General features: G+C 54.6%; 23 protein-coding genes. 14 read left to right on the top strand and 9 right to left on the bottom strand.

Annotated elements, in window-relative coordinates; all coding sequences use genetic code 11:
* Positions 1 to 5: 5 nt before the first annotated feature.
* Positions 6 to 929, bottom strand: coding sequence for a LysR family transcriptional regulator (locus tag AC1MKH_RS19880; protein ID WP_276224503.1), 924 nt, complete (start codon positions 927 to 929; stop codon positions 6 to 8).
* A gap of 121 nt (positions 930 to 1,050) precedes the next feature.
* Here AC1MKH_RS19880 and lysA point away from each other — a divergent pair, with 121 nt between their 5' ends.
* Positions 1,051 to 2,313: a diaminopimelate decarboxylase gene (gene lysA / locus AC1MKH_RS19875; protein ID WP_276224501.1), complete on the top strand. Its 1,263-nt coding sequence runs from the start codon at positions 1,051 to 1,053 to the stop codon at positions 2,311 to 2,313.
* Here lysA and AC1MKH_RS19870 read toward each other — a convergent pair.
* Entirely contained in the window at positions 2,283 to 3,314 is a 1,032-nt protein-coding gene (locus AC1MKH_RS19870) for a LacI family DNA-binding transcriptional regulator (RefSeq protein ID WP_276224499.1), read from the bottom strand. The two genes, lysA and AC1MKH_RS19870, sit on opposite strands and share 31 nt — an antisense overlap.
* Positions 3,315 to 3,616: 302 nt before the next feature.
* Here AC1MKH_RS19870 and AC1MKH_RS19865 point away from each other — a divergent pair, with 302 nt between their 5' ends.
* The 3 genes from AC1MKH_RS19865 to AC1MKH_RS19855 are packed head-to-tail and all read left to right on the top strand — an operon-like array spanning position 3,617 to position 7,223.
* Positions 3,617 to 4,954 carry a PTS sugar transporter subunit IIC gene (locus AC1MKH_RS19865; RefSeq protein WP_149463353.1) on the top strand — a complete coding sequence of 446 codons (1,338 nt, stop codon included), beginning with the start codon at positions 3,617 to 3,619 and terminating at the stop codon, positions 4,952 to 4,954.
* A gap of 7 nt (positions 4,955 to 4,961) precedes the next feature.
* The gene (locus tag AC1MKH_RS19860) at positions 4,962 to 6,389 is read left to right on the top strand and encodes a glycoside hydrolase family 1 protein (RefSeq protein ID WP_276224497.1); all 1,428 of its coding nucleotides are present in this window, start codon (positions 4,962 to 4,964) and stop codon (positions 6,387 to 6,389) included.
* A gap of 60 nt (positions 6,390 to 6,449) precedes the next feature.
* On the top strand, positions 6,450 to 7,223 hold the full coding sequence (locus tag AC1MKH_RS19855; protein WP_149463355.1) for a GntR family transcriptional regulator: 774 nt from the start codon (positions 6,450 to 6,452) through the stop codon (positions 7,221 to 7,223).
* 6 nt (positions 7,224 to 7,229) lie between these two features.
* Here the strand turns inward: AC1MKH_RS19855 and galR are convergent, their stop codons facing one another.
* Positions 7,230 to 8,246: an HTH-type transcriptional regulator GalR gene (gene galR, locus AC1MKH_RS19850; RefSeq protein ID WP_276224492.1), complete on the bottom strand. Its 1,017-nt coding sequence runs from the start codon at positions 8,244 to 8,246 to the stop codon at positions 7,230 to 7,232.
* 399 nt (positions 8,247 to 8,645) lie between these two features.
* On the opposite strand from galR, the gene aas reads away from it, so the two are divergent.
* A complete protein-coding gene (aas, locus tag AC1MKH_RS19845; protein ID WP_276224490.1) occupies positions 8,646 to 10,805 on the top strand; it encodes a bifunctional acyl-ACP--phospholipid O-acyltransferase/long-chain-fatty-acid--ACP ligase in 2,160 nt (719 codons plus the stop codon).
* On the top strand, positions 10,798 to 11,991 hold the full coding sequence (gene lplT / locus AC1MKH_RS19840; protein WP_015963192.1) for a lysophospholipid transporter LplT: 1,194 nt from the start codon (positions 10,798 to 10,800) through the stop codon (positions 11,989 to 11,991). Before aas ends, lplT begins: the two co-directional genes overlap by 8 nt.
* 37 nt (positions 11,992 to 12,028) lie before the next feature.
* Here lplT and AC1MKH_RS19835 read toward each other — a convergent pair whose 3' ends face one another.
* From AC1MKH_RS19835 to AC1MKH_RS19810, 6 genes are all read right to left on the bottom strand, one after another.
* The gene (locus AC1MKH_RS19835) at positions 12,029 to 13,717 is read right to left on the bottom strand and encodes a DUF4139 domain-containing protein (protein WP_276224488.1); all 1,689 of its coding nucleotides are present in this window, start codon (positions 13,715 to 13,717) and stop codon (positions 12,029 to 12,031) included.
* A gap of 144 nt (positions 13,718 to 13,861) precedes the next feature.
* A complete protein-coding gene (locus AC1MKH_RS19830; protein WP_276224487.1) occupies positions 13,862 to 14,902 on the bottom strand; it encodes an NADP(H)-dependent aldo-keto reductase in 1,041 nt (346 codons plus the stop codon).
* Between the two features lie 126 nt (positions 14,903 to 15,028).
* A complete protein-coding gene (locus tag AC1MKH_RS19825; protein WP_015963194.1) occupies positions 15,029 to 15,247 on the bottom strand; it encodes a YgdI/YgdR family lipoprotein in 219 nt (72 codons plus the stop codon).
* 124 nt (positions 15,248 to 15,371) lie between these two features.
* The gene (locus tag AC1MKH_RS19820) at positions 15,372 to 16,085 is read right to left on the bottom strand and encodes a TerC family protein (RefSeq protein ID WP_276224485.1); all 714 of its coding nucleotides are present in this window, start codon (positions 16,083 to 16,085) and stop codon (positions 15,372 to 15,374) included.
* A 64-nt stretch (positions 16,086 to 16,149) separates the two neighbouring features.
* Complete coding sequence (mutH, locus tag AC1MKH_RS19815) at positions 16,150 to 16,845, bottom strand: DNA mismatch repair endonuclease MutH (protein WP_276224483.1); 696 nt, start codon at positions 16,843 to 16,845, stop codon at positions 16,150 to 16,152.
* Positions 16,846 to 16,937: 92 nt separating this feature from the next.
* The gene (locus tag AC1MKH_RS19810; protein WP_276224481.1) at positions 16,938 to 17,075 is read right to left on the bottom strand and encodes a hypothetical protein; all 138 of its coding nucleotides are present in this window, start codon (positions 17,073 to 17,075) and stop codon (positions 16,938 to 16,940) included.
* Between the two features lie 453 nt (positions 17,076 to 17,528).
* Here AC1MKH_RS19810 and rppH point away from each other — a divergent pair, with 453 nt between their 5' ends.
* The 8 genes from rppH to AC1MKH_RS19770 all read left to right on the top strand — a co-directional run bounded on the left by rppH (position 17,529) and on the right by AC1MKH_RS19770 (position 24,070).
* Positions 17,529 to 18,059 (top strand): RNA pyrophosphohydrolase, encoded by a 531-nt coding sequence (gene rppH, locus AC1MKH_RS19805; RefSeq protein WP_015963199.1) that lies wholly within the window; start codon positions 17,529 to 17,531, stop codon positions 18,057 to 18,059.
* Between the two features lie 12 nt (positions 18,060 to 18,071).
* Positions 18,072 to 20,318 carry a phosphoenolpyruvate--protein phosphotransferase gene (gene ptsP, locus AC1MKH_RS19800; protein WP_276224479.1) on the top strand — a complete coding sequence of 749 codons (2,247 nt, stop codon included), beginning with the start codon at positions 18,072 to 18,074 and terminating at the stop codon, positions 20,316 to 20,318.
* Between the two features lie 176 nt (positions 20,319 to 20,494).
* Complete coding sequence (gene lgt / locus AC1MKH_RS19795) at positions 20,495 to 21,367, top strand: prolipoprotein diacylglyceryl transferase (protein WP_015963202.1); 873 nt, start codon at positions 20,495 to 20,497, stop codon at positions 21,365 to 21,367.
* Positions 21,368 to 21,373: 6 nt separating this feature from the next.
* Entirely contained in the window at positions 21,374 to 22,168 is a 795-nt protein-coding gene (gene thyA / locus AC1MKH_RS19790) for a thymidylate synthase (protein ID WP_276224476.1), read from the top strand.
* A 171-nt stretch (positions 22,169 to 22,339) separates the two neighbouring features.
* A complete protein-coding gene (locus AC1MKH_RS19785) occupies positions 22,340 to 22,810 on the top strand; it encodes a prepilin peptidase-dependent protein (RefSeq protein WP_276224474.1) in 471 nt (156 codons plus the stop codon).
* Entirely contained in the window at positions 22,801 to 23,361 is a 561-nt protein-coding gene (locus tag AC1MKH_RS19780) for a prepilin peptidase-dependent protein (RefSeq protein ID WP_276224472.1), read from the top strand. Before AC1MKH_RS19785 ends, AC1MKH_RS19780 begins: the two co-directional genes overlap by 10 nt.
* On the top strand, positions 23,358 to 23,762 hold the full coding sequence (locus tag AC1MKH_RS19775) for a DUF2509 family protein (RefSeq protein WP_276224470.1): 405 nt from the start codon (positions 23,358 to 23,360) through the stop codon (positions 23,760 to 23,762). The genes AC1MKH_RS19780 and AC1MKH_RS19775 overlap by 4 nt, the downstream gene beginning before the upstream one ends.
* A complete protein-coding gene (locus AC1MKH_RS19770; RefSeq protein WP_276224468.1) occupies positions 23,747 to 24,070 on the top strand; it encodes a prepilin-type N-terminal cleavage/methylation domain-containing protein in 324 nt (107 codons plus the stop codon). Before AC1MKH_RS19775 ends, AC1MKH_RS19770 begins: the two co-directional genes overlap by 16 nt.
* Positions 24,071 to 24,082: the final 12 nt, after the last annotated feature.

Here is a 24,082-nt window from a genome sequence, read left to right as displayed (position 1 = left end):
TCTCCTTACGGCGCGAGAACCTTATTCAACGTATCGGTAATCACGCCCAGGTTTGCCTGCATATGCTGCGTAAATGCCTCAACCAGCGCCGAACCGGGCCGGTGGAGCGGGCGAATCAGGCTCACGGTAAAAGGCACATCTTTACTGAAACGGCGGATCACCACACCGCTATTAACGTAATCCAGCGCGGTGAACGGGTTAACCACTGAAATTCCCGCGCCTGCCCGCACCATCGCACAAATTGACGCCGCGCTGTGGGTTTCTACCACCATTCTCCGTTTCACCTGATGCTCGTTGAATAATGTATCCAGCAGCTGGCGATAGCTGTCGGTGCGCGACAGGCTGATGTAGTTCTCGCCCTGAAAATCTTCCGGCGTCAGTACGCTTTTTGCGGTCAGTGGGTGATCCTGCGGCAGAACGCAGACTTCGTTGAGCGTCAGTAGCGGCGTGCGTTCAGTCCCTGCGGGCGTGTGCAGCGTTTCCGTCAGCCCTAAATCATGGCGCTGCGCCGAGAGCCACTCCTCCAGCAACGGCGACTCCTGCGGCACAATTTGCAGGCTGACATCCGGGTAGCGCGCCAGAAAAGGCTGGATCAGCAACGGTAAAAAGGATTGTGAAAAGACCGGCAGGCACACAATCGACAGCTCGCCCTGGCGAAACTCGCGCAGGCTTTCCGCCGCGCTGACGATGCGATCGAGCCCGTACCAGGAGCGTTGTACCTCTTCAAACAGCCTCAGCCCCTGCACGGTAGGATGTAAGCGGCCACGGCTGCGTTCAAAGAGCTTCAAACCGAGCACTTTTTCAAAGCGCGCCAGTTCGCGGCTGACCGTGGGCTGCGAGGTGTGCAGCAGGCGCGCGGCTTCTGTCAGGTTACCGGCGGTCATTACCGCATGGAAGATTTCAATGTGACGCAGGTTGACGGCGGGCATGAGAGGCTCCTGGTGTGAATGTATATCATTTTTGCATAGACTCGCTATAAAACGATATTTTTTATTCCCTTCATCCTGTGGCGTAATCGGTAAAAAGCAACATCTGACACCGGAGCCTTGTATGCCACGCCCGCTTAACAGTACCGACACTGACCTGACCGCAGATAATCTGCTGCGCCTGCCCGCTGAATTTGGCTGCCCGGTCTGGGTATATGACGCGCAAATTATTCGCCAGCAGATTGCCAAACTGAGCCAGTTTGACGTCGTGCGTTTTGCTCAAAAGGCGTGCTCGAACATCCATATTCTGCGTCTGATGCGCGAGCAGGGCGTGAAGGTTGATTCGGTATCATTGGGTGAGATTGAGCGCGCGCTGGTGGCGGGCTATCAGCCGGGTGCTGATTCTGATGATATCGTTTTCACCGCTGACACTATCGACGAGGCGACGCTTTCGCGCGTGCACGAGTTGCAGATCCCGGTTAACGCCGGTTCCGTCGATATGCTGGCGCAACTGGGTGAGGTGTCCCCAGGCCATCGCGTGTGGCTGCGCGTGAATCCAGGCTTTGGTCACGGTCACAGCCAGAAAACCAACACCGGCGGCGAAAACAGCAAACACGGTATCTGGTACAGCGATCTTCCGGCCGCGCTGGAAGTGATTCAGCGTTATCAGCTGAAACTGGTGGGCATTCACATGCACATCGGTTCCGGTGTGGATTATGCGCATCTGGAGCAGGTTTGTGGCGCAATGGTGCGTCAGGTTGTTGAATTTGGCCAGGATCTGGAAGCGATCTCTGCGGGGGGCGGGCTGTCTATTCCATATCGTGAAGGTGAAGAGGCGATCAACACCGATCACTACTATGGTCTGTGGAACGGTGCGCGTGAGCAGATTGCCAAACATCTGGGCCATCCGGTAAAACTGGAACTCGAGCCGGGTCGCTTCCTGGTGGCGGAGTCTGGCGTGCTGGTGGCGCAGGTGCGTAGCGTGAAAGCGATGGGGAGCCGCCACTTTGTGCTGATCGATGCCGGGTTTAACGACCTGATGCGTCCGGCTATGTACGGCAGCTATCACCACATTTCAGCGCTCGCTGCTGACGGGCGCGATCTGTCCCAGGCACCGTTGATTGAAACGGTGGTTGCCGGTCCGCTGTGTGAGTCGGGCGATGTCTTTACGCAGCAGGAAGGCGGAAAAGTGGAAACGCGCGCCTTGCCTGCGGTGAAGCCGGGCGATTATCTGGTGCTGCACGACACCGGTGCGTACGGTGCGTCGATGTCATCGAATTACAACAGCCGCCCGCTGCTGCCGGAAGTGTTATTTGAAAATGGCGCGGCGCGTTTGATTCGCCGCCGCCAGACGATTCAGGAACTGCTGGCGCTGGAACTGGCGTAAAACGGCCCCGTCGTCACCGTATCACGCAACACCAGCGTGCCGGTAAACGGCGGGATCGTTTCAATCGGCTCGGCATTGGCGAGCTTAATGGCTTGATCGATAGCGGTGACAATCATGTTATCGATCGGCAGATAAACCGTCGACAGCCCCGGCTCCAGCCATTTCGCGCTCGGCGCGTCATCGAAGCCAAACAGTGAAATATCCTGCGGAATACGTAGCCCCGCCTGATGCAGCGCTTTTGACGCGCCCAGTGCCATATCATCGTTACAGGCAAACAGCGCACTGAATGGCACCTTTTCGTTCAGCAGTTCATTGCACTTCTCAAAGCCGCAGGTCATACCCGCATCGCCATATTTTACCTTCGCCGGATCCCACGCAATACCATGTTTTTCCAGCGCATTTTTATACCCTTCTAAACGCGCTTTCCCGGTCGGCGTGTGGATGGGAACCGTGAGGCAGGCGATATCGCGATGGCCCTGGGAAATCAGGTACTCCACTGCCTGAAACGCGGCATCCTGCTGTTCGAAGAAGACGCAGCGCTCGCGCGCCTGGCTGACGTCGCGGTTGATCACCACCAGCGGCATGGGAATGGAATCGATGAGCGACATGATGGTTTCTTCGCTCATAAAACGGGTGTAGAGCACAATCGCATCGCACTGGCGATCGGCCAGCATCTGCACCGCCTGCTTTTCTCGCTCTGGCTCGTCGTGCCCGTCGGCGACAATCAACTGCTTGCCCCAGACTTCTGTCTGGCGTGATGCCTGTTGTAACAGGCGGCCAAAATAGAAGCCGTCAAAGGTTGAGACAATCAGCCCAATGCTATTGCTGGTGCGGTTTGCCAGTGAGCGCGCCAGAAAATTTGGCCGGTAGCCCAACTCTTCCATTGCTTTGAACACCTGCTGACGGGTGCTCTCTTTTACCTGACCTGTGCCGTTCAAGACGCGGGAAACCGTTGCTTTCGAAACGCCTGCGCGAATTGAGACATCCAGCATTGTTGTCATTGTCTGTTCCTGATGCCACGTGATTTCCGCAGTTTATCACAGACATTCAGGGGCATATGCTTTGAGAACGCGGCAAATAACTATCGGGATCACGCTTTTTAGCGTGAGGGGGAGAAAAATAGCCGTGATTTTAATGTGGTATACCAATGATGATATTTTTGCTTATTTTGGAATACCAGAAGAGAAGGTGAGAGTTTAATCACAGAACTTTTTCTGACCTGTGACTATTTTTGGTATGCCAAATGGTATTCGGCTGTCTACCCATTCGATAATAAAGCCCTACATTTTTGAGGTACCAACTCATGGCATTTCAGGAAAAAGTCATCGATTCCCTGGGAAGTTTCGCCACAAAATTCAATAGCTACCGCTATATAATGGCGATCAAATCTTCCTTTATCACCCTCATGCCGGTGATCATCGTCGGCGCGTTTTCAGTGCTGATTTCTAACATGGTACTGGATCCAAAAAATGGTTTAGCCAGCTTCCAGGCGCTCTCGTTTCTGGCGGCATTAAAACCTATCACCAGTGCAATTAACTATGCGACGCTTAACTTTCTTAATATCGGCGCCGTGTTTCTTATTGGCATTGAGTTAGGCCGAATTAACGGCATAAAAACCCTGTTTCCCGGCCTGCTGGCGGTGATCTGTTTTATCTGCGTGACGCCTACCACCGTTGAGATGATGGTGGATGGGCAGATGCATGAAGTTAAAGATGTGCTACTGCGCCAGTTCTCCGATACCCGCAGTCTGTTCCTCGGCATGTTTATCGCTATTTTGTCGGTAGAGGTTTATTGCTGGCTTGAGAAGCGCGAGGGGCTAAAGATCAAAATGCCCGATACCGTGCCGCCAAACGTCTCGGCCTCATTTTCTGCGCTGATCCCGGCGATTATTACCACCACGGCAATCGCCACCTTTGGCTTTATTTTTCATCAACTTACCGGAATGTATCTCTACGATGCGGTATATCAGGTGGTGCAGCAACCGCTGGAACGTGTGGTGCAAAGCCTGCCGGGGATCCTGCTACTGATGTTTGTCGCCCAGCTGTTTTGGGTGATCGGCATTCACGGCAATCAGATGATCAAACCGATCCGCGAGCCGCTGCTGCTGGGGGCGATCACCGTCAACATGAGCGCTTTTGAACAGGGCAAAGAGGTGCCGAATATCATCACCATGCCGTTCTGGGACGTCTACATGAGTATTGGCGGCTCCGGTCTGACGATCGGCTTGCTAATTGCAGTCATGATTGCGACCAAACGCAAAGAGATGAAAGAGATAGCCAAGTTGTCGATAGGTCCAGGGCTGTTTAATATCAATGAGCCGGTGATCTTCGGCATGCCGATCATGCTTAATCCGATCCTGGCGATCCCGTTTATCATCACCCCGCTGGTGACCGGCACGATCGGCTATTTTGCAACGTTAACCGGTTTTGCCGGAAAAGCGGTGGTAATGGTGCCGTGGACCACACCGCCGTTGATCAACGCCTGGCTTTCGACGGCGGGGTCGATGGGCGCGGTGGTCACGCAGCTTATCTGCATCGTGACGGCGGTGATTATCTATCTGCCGTTCGTCAAAATCGCCTCGCGCCGTGCCGCGCTGGCTCAGCAGGCTGCGGAAAATCAGCAAGCCGCCAACAACGCGTGAGGGAAAAATGAGCGTAAAAACAGCAGCAATTCCGCACGATTTTATTCTTGGCGCGGCCGCATCCGCCTGGCAAACCGAGGGCTGGAGCGGGAAAAAAGAGGGCCAGGACTCATGGCCCGATCTCTGGTATAAAAACGACCGCCACGTTTGGCACAATGGTTACGGTCCGGCGGTCGCCACCGATTTTATCAATCGTTTTCGCGAAGATGTGCAACTGATGAAGCAGGCGGGGCTCACCCATTTTCGCACTTCAATTAACTGGTCACGTTTTCTCACCGACTATGAAAATGTGTCGGTCGATGAAGAGTACGCCCGCTACTATGACCAGCTATTCGACGAGATGCGCGCCAACGGCATCGAACCAATGATCTGCCTGGAACATTACGAGCTACCGGGCTATTTGCTGGAAACTTACGGCGGCTGGGGCTCGAAAAAAGTGGTCGAGCTATATGTGCGTTACGTTGAACAGGTGTTTGCCCGCTATCACCTGAAAGTGACACGCTGGTTCACCTTCAACGAGCCCATTGTGGTGCAAACCCGCGTTTATCTGGACGCCCTGCGCTGGCCGTATGAGCAAAACACCAGTACCTGGATGCAGTGGAACCACCACAAGGTGCTGGCGACTGCCAAAGTGGTGAAGTTGTTTCGTGAGAAAGGTTATCGCGGCAGTGTGGGTTGTATTCTTAACCCGGAAGTGACCTATCCGCGATCTCGCGCTGCGCATGATAAGCGCGCCGCCGAGGTGTACGATCTCTTCTACAACCGTGTCTTCCTCGATCCGCTGGTGCATGGTGAATATCCCGCCGAACTGGTTTCCCTGCTGGAGCAGCATCACATCGCGTGGGATTACAGCGAAGCAGAGCTTACGCTTATCCGTGAGAATACAGTCGATGAGTTGGGCATCAATCTATATTATCCGCACCGCGTGAAAGCACCTTCGCGCGCGTGGCACCCGCAAACGCCGTTTCACCCAGCCTGGTATTACGAACCCTTCGAGCTGCCGGGGCGCAAGATGAATAACTCGCGCGGCTGGGAAATATACCCGCAGATTATTTACGACATGGCGATGCGCATCAAAAATGAGTACCGCAATATTCCATGGTTCGTCGCGGAAAGCGGCATGGGCGTTGAAAATGAAGGGCAATTCCGTAACCGTGACGGCGTGATTGAGGACGATTACCGTATCGATTTCATCAGCCAGCATTTGTGGCAAACGCTACGTGCGCGTGCTGATGGCGCTAACTGTCACGGCTATATGCTGTGGGCTTTTACGGATTGTGTCTCGCCGATGAATGCGTTTAAAAATCGCTATGGGCTAATTGAAATAGACCTCGATAATCATCGCGCACGGCGGGCGAAAAAATCGGCCTCGTGGTTCAGAACATTGCGCGAATCGCGAAGCCTGACGCTGACGATTGATGACGAGTGGAAATAAGCCGGGCAAATTTTGTTAAGATACTCGCCAGGACATCCGTTATCTGAAACAGGTGATATTGTGGAAAAGGCCGTCACTCCGCCGGAAAAAAAACCGTACCAGGAAATAGGTGAGGATCTCCGCTCGCAAATTATTCAGGGGCAGTATCCCGTCGGCTCGCGGCTGCCGCCGGAGCGCAATATCGCCGAAAAGTACGGCGTTAGCCGAACCATTGTCCGCGAGGCGCTGCTGATGCTGGAACTACAGGGGATTGTCGATATACGCCAGGGCTCCGGTGTCTATGTGATGCGCGTCCCTCAGGAGAATGACGGCGATGAAGAGCAACTGCTGAACAGTGACGTTGGCCCGTTTGAGATCCTTCAGGCGCGTCAGTTGCTGGAAAGTAATATCGCCGCTTTCGCCGCCAAAATGGCCACGCGGGCGGATATCGACAACCTGAGGCGCATCATCGAGCAGGAGCAGCACGCCATCGCCAGCAATGATACTCGCCAGGATAACAGTAAAATGTTTCACCTGGTGCTGGCGGGGGCGACGCAAAATCAGATGATGCTGGCGACGGTCGAGCGCATTTGGCTGCAAATGGACAGTAGCCCACTATGGCAGCAATTTAATGTGCATATCGCCAGCCGCGCTTACCGGCTGAAATGGCTCGGCGAGCGGCAGGCCATCCTTGCCGCGCTGCGCCGTCGCGATGTAATGGGGGCCTGGCAGGCAATGTGGCAGCATCTGGAGAATGTGAAAAACAGTATGCTTGAACTTTCGGACGCCGACGCGCCCGATTTTGATGGTTTCTTGTTTGAATCGGTGCCGATTTTTCAGGGCAAGCTGATGTAAACGCGGTTAAGCCTTATCGCTCTCTGCCGGCACCGACACCGAATGACGACGCACAAGCGTCGGGCTGAAGAGGTGGGTGACATCCGGCACCGGACGTTTTTCCGCCAGTGCCAGCGCCAGTTCTGCTGCCTGCGTTGCCATGGTGACAATCGGATAACGAATGGTGGTCAGACGCGGGCGCACATAGCGTGAGACCAGCACATCATCGAAACCAATCAGCGAAATCTCCTGCGGCACGTCGATGCCGTTATCATTGAGCACGCCCATTGCGCCTGCTGCCATCGAGTCGTTATAGCAGGCGACGGCGGTGAACTGCTTTCCGCGCCCCAGTAGCTCGGTCATTGCCTGCTCGCCGCCGCTTTCGTCGGGTTCGGCGAAGGTGACCAGCCGATCGTTACACGGCAACCCGTTCTCTTTTAGCGCGTCGTAATACCCCTGCAAGCGGTCTTCCGCATCGGAAATCGCGTGATTCGAGCAGATGTAGCCAATCCTGGTATGCCCCTGCTGAATCAAATGACGCGTCGCGAGCCACGCGCCATAACGATCGTCCAGCGCCACGCAGCGTTTTTCGAAACCGGGTAAAATGCGGTTAATCAGCACCATGCCGGGCATTTGTTTCATCAACCCTATCAGTTCCTCATCGGGGATCATTTTGGCGTGCACCACCAGCGCCGCGCAGCGGTGGCGAATCAATTGCTCGATGGCCTGACGCTCTTTTAATTCGTTGTGATAGCCGTTGCCGATCAGCAAAAAGTTACCTGTGTGGTAAGCCACCTGCTCAACGGCTTTGACCATGGCACCAAAGAAGGGATCGGACACATCGCCTACTACCAGCCCCACGGTTTCCGTTGACTGCTGCGCCAGGGCACGCGCGTTGGCGTTCGGATGATAGTTGAGTGTTTCCATGGCCGAAGAAACCGACTGACGAGAAGCATCGCTGGCTTTCGGGGAATTATTGATTACGCGGGAGACGGTGGCGACAGAGACGCCAGCCAGTCGAGCCACATCTTTGATAGTCGCCATACACTGCCTTTTTGATGGGTAAACGGTTACACTACTGTAGTGTTACGGAAATTTCGCACAGGTTCAAGGCCGGGAGACGCTTGAGGGGAAGATCTTTGATATCGCCCCGATGGCACGAAAAAGCACTAAGTGATTCTAAAAAAACGAATACAAACTTTTGCTTACACTTTGCGAAGGGCTGTTGCGGTTCTGTGCTGGAGAAAGCAGCAACGGGATTGCTACTCTGATTATCCCAGAGGTATTGATAGGTGAAGTCATCCGCAAGGTTGACTGACTTGAATTACACCAACCTGCGCAGATGCGCAGGTTTTTTTTTGTCAAGAAACTGGGGTTTGCTGCTTTTCCGCTGTTTTCTCATGTACCCTGCTTGCAGAGAAAACTTTGGCAAAAGGAGTTGGTATGGTTATTGGCTTTTTTCGGCAGCTTTTTAAAGTTCTGTTTCGGGTAAGGATGACCGGCGACACAGCGGCTTTAACGCAATCAAAGGTACTGATTACCCCGAACCATGTCTCATTTATTGATGGTATTTTGCTGGCGCTGTTCCTGCCTGTGCGTCCGGTGTTTGCTGTTTACTCCTCAATTTCACAAAAATGGTTTATGCGCTGGCTTGCGCCACTGATCGATTTTGTGCCGCTCGACCCGACTAAACCGATGTCTATCAAACACCTGGTGCGCCTGATTGAACAGGGCCGACCGGTGGTGATTTTCCCGGAAGGGCGTATTTCAGTCTCTGGTTCGCTGATGAAAATCTACGACGGCGCGGCCTTTGTGGCGGCAAAATCGGGCGCGACCATTATCCCGGTACGTATTGAAGGGGCAGAACTGACCTATTTCAGTCGCCTGAAAGGGTTGGTGAAACAGCGTCTCTTCCCGCAAATTCGCCTGCATCTACTGCCGCCAACCCGCATTGAGATGCCGGACGCGCCGCGCGCGCGCGATCGCCGCAAAATTGCGGGCGAAATGCTGCATCAAATCATGATGGAAGCGCGGATGGCAGTGCGTCCGCGTGAAACGCTCTTTGAGTCACTCATTACGGCGCAATATCGCTACGGCGCGAAAAAACCGTGCGTGGAAGACATTAATTTCCAGCCCGACAGCTATCACAAGCTGATGACCAAAACGCTGTTTGTGGCGCGTATCCTCGACAAATATACCCGGAAAGGCGAACGCATCGGTCTGATGTTGCCGAACGCGGGGATCAGCGCGGCGGTGATTTTCGGCGCGATTGCACGTGGGCGTATTCCGGCGATGATGAACTACACGGCAGGCGTGAAGGGGCTTTCCAGCGCGATTACCGCGGCGGAACTGAAGACGATATTTACCTCGCGCACCTTCCTTGATAAAGGCAAGCTCTGGCACCTGACCGAACAGCTGACTCAGGTACGTTGGGTGTTCCTCGAAGATTTAAAAGGCGATGTCACCACCCAGGACAAACTGTGGATTTTCTCGCGCCTGCTGATGCCGCGCCTGGCGCAGGTCGAACAGAAACCGGAAGACCCGGCGATTATCCTCTTTACCTCCGGTTCCGAAGGCAACCCGAAAGGTGTGGTGCACAGCCATAAAAGCATTCTGGCGAACGTCGAGCAGATTAAAACCATCGCCGACTTTACCGCTAACGATCGCTTTATGTCCGCGCTGCCGCTGTTTCACTCCTTCGGTCTGACGGTCGGGCTGTTTACGCCGCTGCTGACCGGCGCGCAGGTTTTCCTCTATCCGAGCCCGCTGCATTATCGCATTGTGCCGGAGTTGGTTTATGACCGTAACTGTACCGTACTGTTTGGCACCTCCACCTTCCTTGGCCACTATGCGCGATTCGCGAATCCCTATGATTTTTATCGTCTGCGCTACGTGGTGGCGGGGGCGGAAAAACTGCAGCAAAGTACCAAAGAGCTGTGGCAGGACAAGTTCGGCCTGCGCATTCTGGAAGGCTACGGCGTGACGGAGTGTGCGCCGGTGGTTTCTATCAACGTGCCGATGGCGGCGAAGCCGGGTACTGTGGGGCGCATTTTACCTGGAATGGATGCGCGTTTGCTGGCAATCCCTGGCATTGATAAAGGCGGACGTTTGCAGTTGAAAGGGCCGAATATCATGACCGGCTATCTGCGCGTCGAGAACCCTGGCGTGCTGGAAAAACCGAGCGCCGAGAATCAACACGGCGAGCTGGAAGAGGGCTGGTACGACACGGGCGATATTGTCGCCTTTGACGAACAGGGCTTTGTGCAAATTCAGGGCCGCGCCAAACGCTTCGCAAAAATTGCCGGGGAAATGGTGTCGCTGGAAATGGTCGAGCAGGTCGCGCTGGCGGTATCGCCAGAGAAAATGCACGCCACAGCCGTGAAAACGGATGCCAGCAAAGGGGAGGCGCTGGTGCTGTTTACCACCGATAATGAGCTGACCCGCGACAAACTGTTGCAGTACGCGCGGGCACATGGCGTACCGGAGCTGGCAGTGCCGCGCGATATCCGCTGGCTGAAACAGCTGCCGCTATTGGGCAGCGGCAAGCCCGATTTCGTGACGCTCAAAGGTATGGTTGAAGAGGCAGAACAGCACAATGAGTGAGTCAGTACACACTAACACCTCTATCTGGTCGAAGGGCATGATGGCGGTGATTGCCGCCCAGTTCCTCTCCGCGTTCGGTGATAACGCCCTGCTGTTTGCTACGCTGGCGTTGATGAAACAGCAGTTTTACCCCGACTGGAGCCAACCGGTTTTACAGATGGTGTTTGTGGGCGCTTACATTCTTTTCGCGCCGTTCGTTGGGCAAATAGCAGATAGCTTTGCCAAAGGGCGCGTCATGATGATGACCAACGGCCTGAAACTGATTGGCGCGGCGAGCATTTGTCTCGGCGTAAACCCGTTCATCGGCTATCTGCTGGTGGGCATTGGGGCGGCGGGTTACTCACCGGCCAAGTATGGCATTCTGGGCGAGCTGACGACCGGCGATAAGCTGGTGAAAGCCAACGGGTTGATGGAAGCATCGACCATTGCAGCCATACTGCTGGGGTCTGTGGCGGGCGGCGTGCTCGCCGACTGGCACGTGATTGCGGCGCTGGTGGCCTGTGCTATCGCTTACGGCGGCGCGGTGGTGGCGAACCTGTTTATTCCGAAGCTGGCGGCGGCGCGTCCGGGGCAGTCCTGGCGTTTTCGCCCGATGACCAACAGTTTCTTCAGCGCCTGCAAAACCCTGTGGCACAACGGCGAAGCGCGTTTCTCGCTGTTGGGGACCAGTCTGTTCTGGGGCGCAGGCGTAACGCTGCGTTTTCTGCTGGTGCTGTGGGTACCGGTGGCGCTTGGCATTACCGATAACGCCACGCCCACGTATCTTAACGCCATGGTCGCCGTAGGGATTGTGGTCGGCGCAGGCGCAGCGGCCAAACTGGTGACGCTGAAAACCGTCGCCCGTTGTATGCCTGCAGGCGTGTTGATTGGTGTGGTGGTAGCGATTTTCGCCCTGCAACACGCGATTTTGCCAGCCTATGCGCTGCTGTTTGTCATCGGGATTTGCGGCGGTTTCTTTGTCGTGCCGCTAAACGCGCTGCTTCAGGATATCGGCAAACACTCGGTGGGCGCAGGTAATGCTATCGCCGTGCAGAACCTTGGCGAAAACAGCGCGATGCTGATTATGCTGGGAATTTACTCGCTGGCGGTGATGGTAGGAATTCCGGTCATTGGCGTAGGCATTGGCTTTGGCGTGCTGTTTGCGCTGGCGATTATCGGCCTGTGGCTGTGGGGGCACAGGCGCTAAGCGTGAATAGGGTGGCGTTTAACGCCACCCGCTGAATTTATAATCCTGAAGGCGTGATTTTTTTCGGATACTTCACCGTATAGGAGAACGGCAAACTGACGTTCTCTTTCCCCGCCAGATGCAGTTTCCAGCTCAGCTCGCCGGTTTTGGCGTTGTACTGCGCCTGGCCATACTGCACTTTTTCCACCGTAATATCGCTGTTGGCGCTGACCGGGATTTGATCGAGAAGGGTTAAATCCACGGCTTCGGCATAGCTGTTTTTCACGTTCAGGGAATAGCTGAAATTGCGTATCGCATCGTCGTTAAAGATAGAGACCGCATTCTCTTTCTTCTGCACCGTTTTACGCTGGATAATCAGCTTCGGATCACGATTAAGCTGAATGTTCAGTGATTTACCATCTTCCGGCGGCTGTAAATAACCGACTCCGGTACGGTTGTTGCCAAAGAAAATCTGGCTTTCGCCGGGGATCAGGTTCAGATCTTCCCACGCGTTAATCTGCACCTGCAAATAGGCGTCATTGCTGATTTTCGGAATCGCAAAGAAGCGATAGTTGCCGGAGACGGACTCTTCTTTAATCACCACCGTACGCGCGTTGTTATCGCTGTCTATTTGCCAGGGAAGGGTGAGTGCATAACGGACGTTTAATGCGGTGAAGTTTTCTGCGGGCCTTGGGGATGGCGCTTTTTCCGGGGCAGCATAACGACGACCGGCTTCTGCTGCTTTTTTATCAGCGGCGGCTTTTGCCGCCACTGCCGCTTCCTCGGCGGCATAAGTGTCCTTACGAGCCGTCGCTTCCTCTCGTGCCTGGAAGGCCGCATCAAGTGAGCCGCTGCCGGAGCCGTAGGCATAACCCTGGATTACATTGCTTTCATCGCGTACATCCACATACTGCGTCTCCATGCGCGGCAACGTCAGATGCGTATTCGGCTCGCTGGTGGAGAGCACCAGCTTAACGTTCTTCCACGCCAGCCCCGTATACTGGCGAATACTGGCCTTATAGACCAGCCGCAGCGGTTGATTAATGGCGCTGGCGTGAATATCGTAGAGCGGCGTCCATGAGGCGGCTCGGGTCATATAACGCACCACTGCCCGGGAGCTGACGGCTTTGGGGGCATACACTCTGGCGATAATCACCTGCGGTTCGTTTTCGCCGCCCAACTCGCCTTTGCTCATACTTTCGCGTAGCTCCAGCTTATCGATATCCCTTTGCTTATCGCTGATTTTCTGCGTCAATTGACCGGCGGCTAACAACAGTTCGCCGTTCTTTTCTTTGACCATTTGCAGATATTTTCCCACCTCCGCCGCGCTCTTGGTGGTTAACGAACGGTTAGCCTCCAGCACCTTAATTTGCGCGTTGATATTGTTTTTCTCGGCGGTCAGTTTCTCTTTTTCTTGTCTGGCGGCGTTAAGCTGCTGCTGGATGTCGGACAGGTCCGCGCCGGATTGTGTTTCCTGCAGCGCGACGCGCGAGGAAAGTACGGTGACGCCGTTATCCATGGCAATGGCGATGCTGTCAGGAAGCACGGAATCGGCAACCTGCGTAAAGGTAATTTCGCTCTCTCCGGCAGGGAGATTGAGCGCCTCTTCACTTTGCAGACTCGCACCGCGCAGATAAACGGTGACCTCTTTAAGCGAGAGCGGCTGCGTAAGCTGTGCAGACCAGGCCGATGAAACAGACACGCCTGCCAGAAACAGGGCAAGGGGAAGCGGTTTTAAAATAAACATGGTTGTCCTTAACGAAGAAAAACGCCTGCGTGGCGTCGGCGTAAGTCTATTGCGCGTCGTTAAGAAAAACGTGACTAAAACGTGTGAATGAATTCTGAAAAAGGGGAAAACGAGAGGCCTGACGCAAAACGTCAGGCCGGGGAATTACGGTGCCGGATAGGTATAAACCTGATGCACCGCTTCAATCTCTGCCAGCACCTCTTCGCTTAGCTCAAGGTGATAGCTCTCGACGTTGGTTTTCAGCTGTTCAAGCGTGGTGGCGCCCAGCAGCGTACTGGCGACAAACGGCTGACGACGCACAAAAGCCAGCGCCATCTGCGCCGGGTCGAGCCCGTGGCGTTTGGCGATATCGACATAAGCTGCCACCGCTTTCTGCGCCTGCTCACCGCTGTAGCGGGTGAAGCGGCTGAACAGCGTATTGCGCGCCCCAGCGGGTTTTGCGCCGTTAAGATATTTGCCGGTTAATGTGCCAAAGGCCAGGCAGGAGTAGGCCAGCAGTTCAACGCCTTCAAACTGACTCACTTCGGCCAGACCCACTTCATAGCTGCGGTTGAGCAGGCTGTACGGGTTCTGGATGGTGACGATGCGCGGCAGATCGTGTTTATCCGCCAGATGCAGATAGCGCATTACACCGAAAGCCGTTTCGTTCGAGACGCCAATGTAGCGAATTTTCCCGGCGCGCTGGAATTCGCTCAGCGCTTCCAGCGTATCGAGTAATGAAACCACCGGTGCGGAATCGGCCCAGGTGTAGCCCAGTTTGCCAAAGCAATTGGTTGGGCGCTGCGGCCAGTGTACCTGGTATAAATCGAGGTAATCCGTCTGCAGACGGGTCAGGCTGTCATGCAGGGCTTCGCGAATGTTTTTGCGGTCCAGCGCCTGGTTTGGGCGGATGCCGCTGTCGTTATTGCGCGAAGGGCCGCTGACTTTTGAGGCCAGGATGATTTTTTCACGGTTGCCGCGTTTGGCAATCCAGTTACCGACGTAGGTCTCGGTCAAACCCTGTGTCTCCGGGCGAGGAGGCACCGGATACATTTCGGCGACGTCAATCAAGTTGATACCCTGACTGACGGCGTAATCGAGCTGTGCGTGGGCGTCGGCTTCACTATTTTGTTCACCAAACGTCATAGTGCCCAGCCCAAGAGTACTTATCTCAAGTGAGCTGTGGGGAATACGGTGGTAGTGCATAGCCAGCTTCCTTTTTCTTAACAACGTCAGGAATGTCCCGACAAAGGAATATAAAAATGGCAGAGGGAGAGAGAAAGTGGAAGCAAAAAGATCAAAAAAGGCCAGCAGGCGGCTGACCTCATTTTCTTAGCGTTTAATGATTTGCGAAACGTCGTCGCGATTAATCTGCATTCTGTTGCCCTGCTGATCTTCGTAGCTAATCAGCCCGGTGTCGTCATCGACTTCCGGTTTTCCATCCGTCAGGATCATCCTGCCATCCTTGGTTGCCATCACGTAATCACTGCTGCAACCCGATACAGCAAAAGCCAAACCCACTGCGGAAATCAACACTGCCCATTTTTTCATCCTTAATCCCCTTTTATGGCCGCACGTTTATCATTGTAGTAATAACTCAATATTTTGAGAGGATAAAGCAGTAAAGTCTTAAAAAAATAAGACTCAGCCCTCAAAAGAGGGCTGAAGAGGGGGATTAGAGCGGATTCTTTTTGTTGCGGATGAGGTTCAGGCTTTCGACGCCAATGGAGAAGAACATCGCGAAGTAGATGTAGCCTTTCGGCACATGAACGTCGAAACTTTCCAGAATCAGGGTGAAACCCACCAGAATCAGGAACGACAGCGCCAGCATTTTGACCGACGGATGGCGGTCAACAAAATCGCCAATCGGGCGGGCGGCAAACATCATCACACCAACTGCAATCACCACGGCGGCCATCATAATAAACAGGTGATCGGACAGACCTACCGCCGTAATCACCGAGTCGAGGCTGAAAATAATATCCAGCAGCATAATCTGCACGATGGCACCCATGAACGAGTGGACGTTGGTTTTCAGCCCCTCTTCATCGCCTTCGATCGACTCGTGGATCTCTTTGCTGGCTTTCCAGATGAGGAATAGCCCACCGACCAGCAAGATGAGATCGCGCAGCGAGATTTCCTGTCCCAGCACTGAGAACAGTGGGTTTGTCAGTTTGACGACCCAGGCGATGGAAGCCAGCAGACCCAGACGCATAATCATCGCGCCCAGCAACCCTAAGCGACGGGCGTGGGCACGTTGTGCGGTGGGAAGTTTCGCGACAACCAAAGAGAGGAAGATAATGTTGTCGATCCCAAGGACGATCTCCAGAAGCGTCAGGGTTCCTAGCGCCAGCCAGGCGTTGGGATCGGTTATCCATGCAAATAACATCTATAAAGTCCTGCCAAAAACGAAAGCGTCAATTATAAGCGTGTCACACGGCGGGGTAAAAAGATTAATACGTTTGTAGCATGAAGTGACGGGCCAGCAGGGCGGAGGTGAAGTTTTTCTTCAGATAAAAGCCCCGCGGCAGCGTCAGAATGGGTTCGCCGTGCGCGCCAATGGCTTCCGTCAGCGCTTTACTGTTGGCGGCTTTGGGGCGCAGTTGCAGCACTTCGCCGTGGCGGGCGGTGATTTTCTCGACCTGACCCAGCACGATGAGGTCCATCAGTTCCTCCCAGTCCATCTGCAACTGCCTCTCTTCTTCGGCGCTCGGCGTCCACAGCAGCGGCGAGCCCACCCGGCGTTCAGCTAGCGGAATTGAACGCTCGCCTTCAACCGGAACCCACAAAACGCATTTCAGTTTATGACGTACGTGGCTGTTCTCCCAGGTTACCCCGGTGTTACCGGTGAGCGGTGCAACGCAGACAAACGTGGTTTCCAGCGGGCGGCCCAGACTATCAATGGGAATCGTTTTAAGTTCGACGCCCAGGGCGGCGAAATCTTGCTCGGGTTTACTGCCCGCGCTGGCCCCCAGCCATAGCTCAAGAAGAATGCCAATCCAGCCTTTATCGCGTTTCAAATCTTTCGGAATGGGTAGCCCTGCCATCGCCGCCAGTTCCCCCAATGAATACCCGGCAAGACGTTGCGCTTGTGTTAACAACTCAGCCTGAGTTTGTGGGGAAGTGGTCAATGGAATCAGGGCAGACATGAGGTTGAACCTTTTGGTCAAAAAATGAACGAGAGTTTTGCACACTGTGGATAGAGTTTAACTTTTTCTGAGTAAATATACCAATGGCATGATTAATATGACTTTTTTTTGGGTTTTTGCTCATGAAAAAGTTGTAGAAAAAAGGTTTTCCAATTCTGGTCACTGGCAATGAACAGGATCTTACACCATGTTATCCACAGAAAAGTGGGATAACTGGGGAAAAGCCCCACTACTGTTTCGATTTACAGCCTTGACGTGCGACGAAAATCGAATTTTCGCACAAAAGATGCCTAAGATGTTGGCACAATCTGTGGATAAAACCAACGTTGCTCGATCTTTCATCAATCAAAGGATCGGTGATGTGATGATCATCACGTTATGCTGTAATAACTGACAAATGGTGATAATAACTTTATGAAAAATAGCGTTTTCCTGAGATGCTCTCATCCCTGTTGATTAGGACTACTCCGGGTTTTCCCTGGTTAATTCCATACTTCTTCACAACTCTATCCACAGAAAAAGTGAATAAAATCGCCTTTGCGCTCGCGCCTCTGTTTATAACTCGGCTCATTACTGTGAGTTATTCAAATGTTATTCGTTGTGGGCGGGGTAATAGAGTGGTTTACCGTTTCCGGGGAGTATGAAACAATCATTCACATTGAAGCTTATTTTGAGGTAGTCCGGTGATTGATGACGATGGCTACCGCCCAAATGTTGGTATTGTAATTTGCAACCGTCAGGGCCAGGTCATGTGGGCTCGGCGCTATGGTCAGCACTCCTGGCAGTTCCCGCAGGGCGGGATAAATCCAGGAGAAACCGCAGAGCAGGCGATGTATCGGGAACTGTTTGAAGAAGTAGGATTAAGCCGCAAGGATGTGCGGATCCTCGCTTCAACCCGAAACTGGTTGCGTTACAAGTTGCCGAAACGTTTGGTGCGTTGGGACACAAAGCCGGTTTGTATCGGCCAGAAGCAGAAGTGGTTTCTCTTGCAGTTGATTGGCAATGACGCAGATATCAATATGCAAACCAGCAGCACGCCGGAGTTCGATGGCTGGCGCTGGGTGAGTTACTGGTATCCGGTGCGTCAGGTCGTCTCGTTTAAGCGTGATGTATACCGCCGGGTGATGAAAGAGTTCGCCAGTGTTGTGATGGCGCTTGCGGAAAGCAATTCCAGGCCGCAAAGCGCACCAGCTTATCGACGTAAAAGAGGTTAAGCCACGCACATTATGCTCACTCGCTTACGCGAAATAGTCGAGAAGGTTGCCAGTGCGCCGCGTTTAAACGAGGCGCTGGATATCCTGGTTACGGATATCTGCCTGGCGATGGAAACCGAGGTGTGCTCGGTTTACCTGGCCGACCACGACCGACGCAGCTATTACCTGATGGCGACGCGCGGCTTAAAAAAACCGCGCGGTCGTACGGTCACGCTCGCCTTCGATGAAGGTATTGTCGGCCTGGTTGGCCGACTTGCCGAACCCATCAACCTGGCCGACGCGCAAAAACACCCCAGTTTTAAATACATTCCTTCCGTAAAAGAAGAGCGCTTCCGCGCCTTCCTTGGCGTGCCGATTATTCAGCGGCGACAGCTGCTTGGCGTGCTGGTCGTTCAGCAGCGCGAGCTGCGCCAGTACGACGAAAGTGAAGAGTCTTTCCTGGTCACCCTCGCCACGCAGATGGCGGCGATACTTTCCCAGTCGCAGCTGACTGCGCTGTTTGGCCAGTATCGCCAGACGCGTATTCGCGCGCTTCCGGCGTCGTCCGGGGTGGCGATTGCCGAAGGCTGGATGGATGCCACGCTGCCATTAATGGAGCAGGTATACGAAGCCTCGACGCTCGACACCGCGCAAGAGCGCGAACGCCTGACCGGCGCGCTGGAAGAGGCGGCCAATGAGTTCCGTCGCTACAGCAAGCGTTATGCCGCCGGAGCGCAGAAAGAAACGGCGGCGATTTTCGACCTTTACTCGCACCTGCTTTCCGATGCCAGCCTGCGTCGGGCGCTGTTTGCCGAAGTGGATAAAGGCTCGGTCGCTGAGTGGGCGGTCAAAAAAGTTATTGAGAAGTTTGCCGAACAGTTTGCAGCGCTGAGTGACGGCTATCTGAAAGAGCGCGCGGGCGATTTGCGTACGCTGGGCCAGCGTCTGCTGTTCCATCTCGACGATACCATTCAGGGCGCAAATGCCTGGCCGGAACGTTTCGTGCTGGTGGCGGATGAACTCTCGGCTACCACCCTTGCGGAAGTGCCACAGGACAGGCTGGTGGGGGTGGTCGTTCGCGATGGCGCAGCAAACTCGCATGCGGCGATCATGGTGCGCGCACTCGGCATTCCTACCGTCATGGGCGCGGACATTCAGCCGTCGGTGCTGCATGGTCGCAACCTGGTGGTGGATGGCTATCGCGGTGAATTGCTGGTTGACCCTGAACCGATCCTGATTCAGGAATATCAACGCCTTATCAGCGAAGAACATGAACTCAGCCGCATCGCCGAAGATGATGTTGAACGCCCGGCGCAGCTTAAAAGCGGTGAACGGGTAAAAGTCATGCTCAACGCGGGCCTCAGCCCGGAGCATGAAGAGAAGCAGGGGCGACGCATTGACGGCATTGGCCTCTATCGCACCGAAATTCCATTTATGCTGCAAAGTGGCTTCCCGTCGGAAGAGGAACAGGTTGCCCAGTATCAGGGCATGTTGCAGATGTTCAACGACAAACCGGTGACCTTGCGTACGCTTGATGTCGGTGCGGATAAACAACTGCCGTACATGCCGATCAGCGAAGAGAACCCGTGCCTGGGCTGGCGTGGGATCCGCATTACGCTCGATCAGCCGGAGATCTTCCTGATCCAGGTACGCGCCATGCTGCGTGCCAACGCCGCGACCGGTAACCTCAGCATTTTGCTGCCCATGGTAACCAGCCTTGAAGAGGTTGATGAAGCGCGAAGGCTTATCGACCGCGCCGGGCGGGAAGTGGAAGAGATGATCGGCTACGCGATCCCGAAACCGCGTATCGGCATCATGCTGGAAGTGCCGTCGATGGTCTTTATGCTGCCGCATCTGGCGAATCGCATCGACTTTATCTCCGTCGGCACCAACGATCTTACCCAGTACATTCTGGCGGTGGATCGTAACAATACGCGGGTGGCGAACATCTACGACAGCCTGCATCCGGCCATGCTGCGCGTGCTGTCGATGGTGGCGCAGGAAGCGGAGCGCTACGATATCGATCTTCGTCTGTGTGGTGAAATGGCAGGCGACCCAATGTGTGTGACGATACTGGTTGGGCTCGGTTTCCGGCATTTGTCGATGAATGGCCGCTCCGTAGCGCGTGTGAAGTATTTGCTTCGCAACGTTGAGCTTGAAGAGGCACAAACGCTGGCCCAGCGTAGCCTGGAAGCGCAGCTCACCACTGAAGTACGCCATCAGGTGGCGGCGTTTATGGAGCGACGCGGGCTGGGTGGATTGATTCGCGGGGGGCGGTAAATCGTGAGATTGGGCACGTTGATGCCCTCTCCCTATACACATCTTTTACATCTTCCCCGCATCCTCTCCTGCAAGCCTTGTGCTATCATTCTGCCCTTTGGCGCGCCCGTTTCACGTAGGCGCACATCCATACCGCTGACCACTTTCGGCGGAATAACAAGAACTTGTGGTGACAGATGAATAGTGGGTATCTGCGTTTCCCGGAATTTGACCCGGTAATTTTTTCTATTGGACCGGTCTCGCTGCACTGGTATGGCGTGATGTATCTGGTTGGCTTCGTCTTCGCGATGTGGCTGGCGGGCCGTCGGGCGAATCGCCCTGGCAGTGGTTGGACGAAAAACGAAGTTGAAAATCTGCTGTATGCGGGCTTCCTCGGGGTATTCCTCGGCGGGCGCATCGGTTACGTATTGTTCTATAACTTCGATCTGTTCCTGAATGACCCGCTGTATCTGTTCCGCGTCTGGGATGGCGGCATGTCCTTCCACGGCGGGTTGATTGGCGTGATTATCGTGATGATCGTCTTCGCGAAACGCACCAAACGCACCTTCTTCCAGGTCTCTGATTTTATTGCTCCATTGATTCCGTTTGGTCTGGGCGCCGGGCGTCTGGGCAACTTTATCAACGGTGAACTGTGGGGCCGCGTCGATCCTGGTTTCAAGTACACCATGCTGTTCCCAAATTCGCGCGCCGAAGACCTGGCGCTGCTGCCATCGCACCCGGAATGGCAATCGCTGTTTGATACTTACGGCTCGCTGCCGCGTCATATGTCTCAGCTGTATGAAATGGCGCTGGAGGGCGTAGTGCTGTTCCTGATCCTCAACTGGTTTATTCGCAAACCGCGCCCGGCGGGGTCGGTCTCCGGTTTGTTCCTGATCGGTTATGGCCTGTTCCGTATCATCGTCGAATTCTTCCGCCAGCCGGATCAGCAATTCACCGGCGCGTGGGTTCAGTACATCAGCATGGGGCAGATCCTTTCCATTCCGATGGTGCTTGCGGGTATCATTATGATGGTTTGGGCATTCCGCCGTCCGCAGCAACACGTCTCCTGAGGAATCATGAAACAGTATCTTGAACTGATGCAGAAGGTGCTTGATGAAGGCACCCAGAAAAATGACCGTACCGGCACGGGCACGACCTCCATTTTTGGCCACCAGATGCGCTTTAACTTGCAGGATGGCTTCCCGCTGGTGACGACGAAACGTTGTCATTTACGCTCCATCATCCACGAACTGTTGTGGTTCCTGCAGGGCGACACCAACGTGGCGTATCTGCGTGAAAATAACGTCACCATCTGGGACGAATGGGCTGATGAAAACGGCGATTTAGGCCCGGTTTATGGTAAACAGTGGCGTGCCTGGCCAACGCCGGATGGCCGCCATATCGACCAGATCACCACGGTAATGAATCAGCTGAAAAACGACCCGGATTCCCGCCGCATTATTGTGTCGGCATGGAATGTCGGCGAGCTGGATAAAATGGCGCTGGCCCCGTGCCACGCGTTCTTCCAGTTCTATGTTGCGGATGGCAAGCTCTCCTGCCAGCTCTATCAGCGCTCCTGTGATGTATTCCTCGGCCTGCCGTTTAATATCGCCAGCTATGCGCTGCTGGTGCATATGATGGCGCAGCAGTGTGACCTGGAAGTGGGCGATTTTGTCTGGACGGGCGGCGACACGCACCTGTACAGCAACCACATGGAACAAACTGCACTTCAGCTAACTCGCGAACCACGCGCGTTGCCGAAGCTGGTCATTAAACGTAAGCCAGAATCTATCTTTGATTACCGTTTCGACGATTTCGAGATTGAAGGCTACGACCCGCATCCGGGTATCAAAGCACCCGTCGCGATTTAATCGCAGTGTATGAAAAACCGGCAGCTTCTGCGTGCCGGTTTTTTTATGTCTGGAATTCGCCTTCCCATTTTTTTGCAAGCCGCTGCAATCACGTAAATTCACTGGAAAGCGCCTCGTAGAAATGCAATCTGCCTCTCGCAACGCATCTTCGGTTTTCCGATACTCCCCGCCATGAACAAACAAACGGGCTATACCCTGATTGAAACGTTAGTCGCCGTCTCGCTGGTTATCATCCTCAGCGCGGGAGGGCTTTACGGCTGGCAAAGCTGGCAGCAGCAACAGCGGCTATGGCAAACCGCGACGCAGCTGCGTGATTACCTGCTATTTCTGCGCAATGACGCTAACTGGCATAACCGCGATCGGATGATTAAAGCCCATTATGTTGATACGCGATGGTGTCTGGTGGCCGATGACATCGTGACGGAAGGTTGCCCATCGGCTAATCCGCTGGTTTTTCTGCCACCGTGGGCTGAGGTGCAACTGGCGAGCATCACACCTTCTCTGGGTTTTTTCGGGTTACGTAATACCGCGTGGGCCGGGAGTATTTCAGTTCAAAGCACTGCCGGACACTGGGTGGTGATTCTCTCAAGCTTTGGGCGGTTACGTTTGTGCGAACGTGAAGGAGGCAACGAATGCCAGTGATCATGCGCGGTTTTTCGCTGCTGGAAGTGCTGATTTCAATGGCTATCAGCAGCGTATTGCTGCTGGGGGCGTCGCGTTTTCTGCCCGCGTTACAGCGTGGCATTTTACAACAGACTCGTCAGCAGGCGCTGGAAGATGAGGTCTGGCAGCGGCTTTACACGGTGGCGAAGCATCTGCAACGCGCCGGATACTGCAACGGCGAGTGCAGTGGCGAGCCGCTGGAACTTGCACAGCAGGGGCAGTGCGTCATTATTCGCTGGGATGCTAACAGCGACGGTATCTGGCAGGCATCGCCGATGACTGATGCCGACAGTATCGGGTTCCGCCTGCAAAAGGGCGTGCTGGAAACCTTACGCGGCGCGTCGAGCTGCGAGGGAAAAGGGTGGGATAAAATGACCGACCCGGCGACGGTGACCATCACGCAATTTCAGGTTACGCGGCAAAACAGCGCCGGGTTTCCACCGGAGTTAACGGTCGCACTAAGTGCATCTGGTATCAATGACGCGGGTAACGTCAATGCGCTGTATAGCGTGACGGGGTACAACCTGTGAATCGCGAGCGGGGGGCATCGTCACTGGCGCTGGTTCTGTTACTGCTGGTGTTAGGCAGTTTGATGTTACAGGGGTTTAATCAGACCCAGCGTCGGCAAGTCGCAATGGTCAATGATGAAACGCTGGCGCTGCGCGATACGGCGCGGGCGCACACCGCGCTACAGTGGGGAAAAACCTTACCGTGGTCGATGGCGATGAGCGTGCAGTGTCGGGCAAACAGCGACGGCGCTCGCGCGTGTCTGCGGCAGCTTAACGATGACGCCATACTGCTGATGGCGGAGAGTAACGGCGTTCAGCTTTGGCAATCCGGCAGGCGGCAGGATAACAGTATGGTGTTTTCGCCTCACGGCTGGAGCGATTTTTGCCCCTTACAGGAGAGAGCCCTATGCCAGATGCCCTGACCAAAACGCGCGGCTTTAGCCTACCGGAAGTGTTACTGGCGATGCTGCTGATGGTCAGCGTCATTACGGCGTTGGGCGGATATTATCGTAGCCTGGCGCTGAGCAACCATCAGCTTAATCAGTATCGCCAGCTTTGGCGCTATGCGTGGCTGCAAACGCAGCGGCAGGCTCAACCCCTGCCGGAAGGCTGGAGCAGCCAGCGTGTGCAGACAACAAGCCAACGTTGTGTCAGCATCAATGTTACTATTACTGCCCCGCTGGGTAAGCAAGGTCATATGACGCGGCTGCATTGCCCCGTCAATCTGTAGTCAGGAGCGAAT

The sequence above is a fragment of the Pseudocitrobacter sp. CD920760 genome (assembly GCF_057782505.1).
This window is presented reverse-complemented; position numbering and strand designations above follow the sequence as displayed.

Coding starts and splice junctions, on each gene's coding strand:
- AC1MKH_RS19880 (WP_276224503.1), bottom strand. CDS start 929: ATGCCCGCCGTCAACCTGCGTCACATTGAAATCTTCCATGCGGTAATG.
- lysA (WP_276224501.1), top strand. CDS start 1,051: ATGCCACGCCCGCTTAACAGTACCGACACTGACCTGACCGCAGATAAT.
- AC1MKH_RS19870 (WP_276224499.1), bottom strand. CDS start 3,314: ATGACAACAATGCTGGATGTCTCAATTCGCGCAGGCGTTTCGAAAGCA.
- AC1MKH_RS19865 (WP_149463353.1), top strand. CDS start 3,617: ATGGCATTTCAGGAAAAAGTCATCGATTCCCTGGGAAGTTTCGCCACA.
- AC1MKH_RS19860 (WP_276224497.1), top strand. CDS start 4,962: ATGAGCGTAAAAACAGCAGCAATTCCGCACGATTTTATTCTTGGCGCG.
- galR (WP_276224492.1), bottom strand. CDS start 8,246: ATGGCGACTATCAAAGATGTGGCTCGACTGGCTGGCGTCTCTGTCGCC.
- aas (WP_276224490.1), top strand. CDS start 8,646: ATGGTTATTGGCTTTTTTCGGCAGCTTTTTAAAGTTCTGTTTCGGGTA.
- lplT (WP_015963192.1), top strand. CDS start 10,798: ATGAGTGAGTCAGTACACACTAACACCTCTATCTGGTCGAAGGGCATG.
- AC1MKH_RS19835 (WP_276224488.1), bottom strand. CDS start 13,717: ATGTTTATTTTAAAACCGCTTCCCCTTGCCCTGTTTCTGGCAGGCGTG.
- AC1MKH_RS19830 (WP_276224487.1), bottom strand. CDS start 14,902: ATGCACTACCACCGTATTCCCCACAGCTCACTTGAGATAAGTACTCTT.
- AC1MKH_RS19825 (WP_015963194.1), bottom strand. CDS start 15,247: ATGAAAAAATGGGCAGTGTTGATTTCCGCAGTGGGTTTGGCTTTTGCT.
- AC1MKH_RS19820 (WP_276224485.1), bottom strand. CDS start 16,085: ATGTTATTTGCATGGATAACCGATCCCAACGCCTGGCTGGCGCTAGGA.
- mutH (WP_276224483.1), bottom strand. CDS start 16,845: ATGTCTGCCCTGATTCCATTGACCACTTCCCCACAAACTCAGGCTGAG.
- ptsP (WP_276224479.1), top strand. CDS start 18,072: ATGCTCACTCGCTTACGCGAAATAGTCGAGAAGGTTGCCAGTGCGCCG.
- lgt (WP_015963202.1), top strand. CDS start 20,495: ATGAATAGTGGGTATCTGCGTTTCCCGGAATTTGACCCGGTAATTTTT.
- thyA (WP_276224476.1), top strand. CDS start 21,374: ATGAAACAGTATCTTGAACTGATGCAGAAGGTGCTTGATGAAGGCACC.
- AC1MKH_RS19785 (WP_276224474.1), top strand. CDS start 22,340: ATGAACAAACAAACGGGCTATACCCTGATTGAAACGTTAGTCGCCGTC.
- AC1MKH_RS19780 (WP_276224472.1), top strand. CDS start 22,801: ATGCCAGTGATCATGCGCGGTTTTTCGCTGCTGGAAGTGCTGATTTCA.
- AC1MKH_RS19770 (WP_276224468.1), top strand. CDS start 23,747: ATGCCAGATGCCCTGACCAAAACGCGCGGCTTTAGCCTACCGGAAGTG.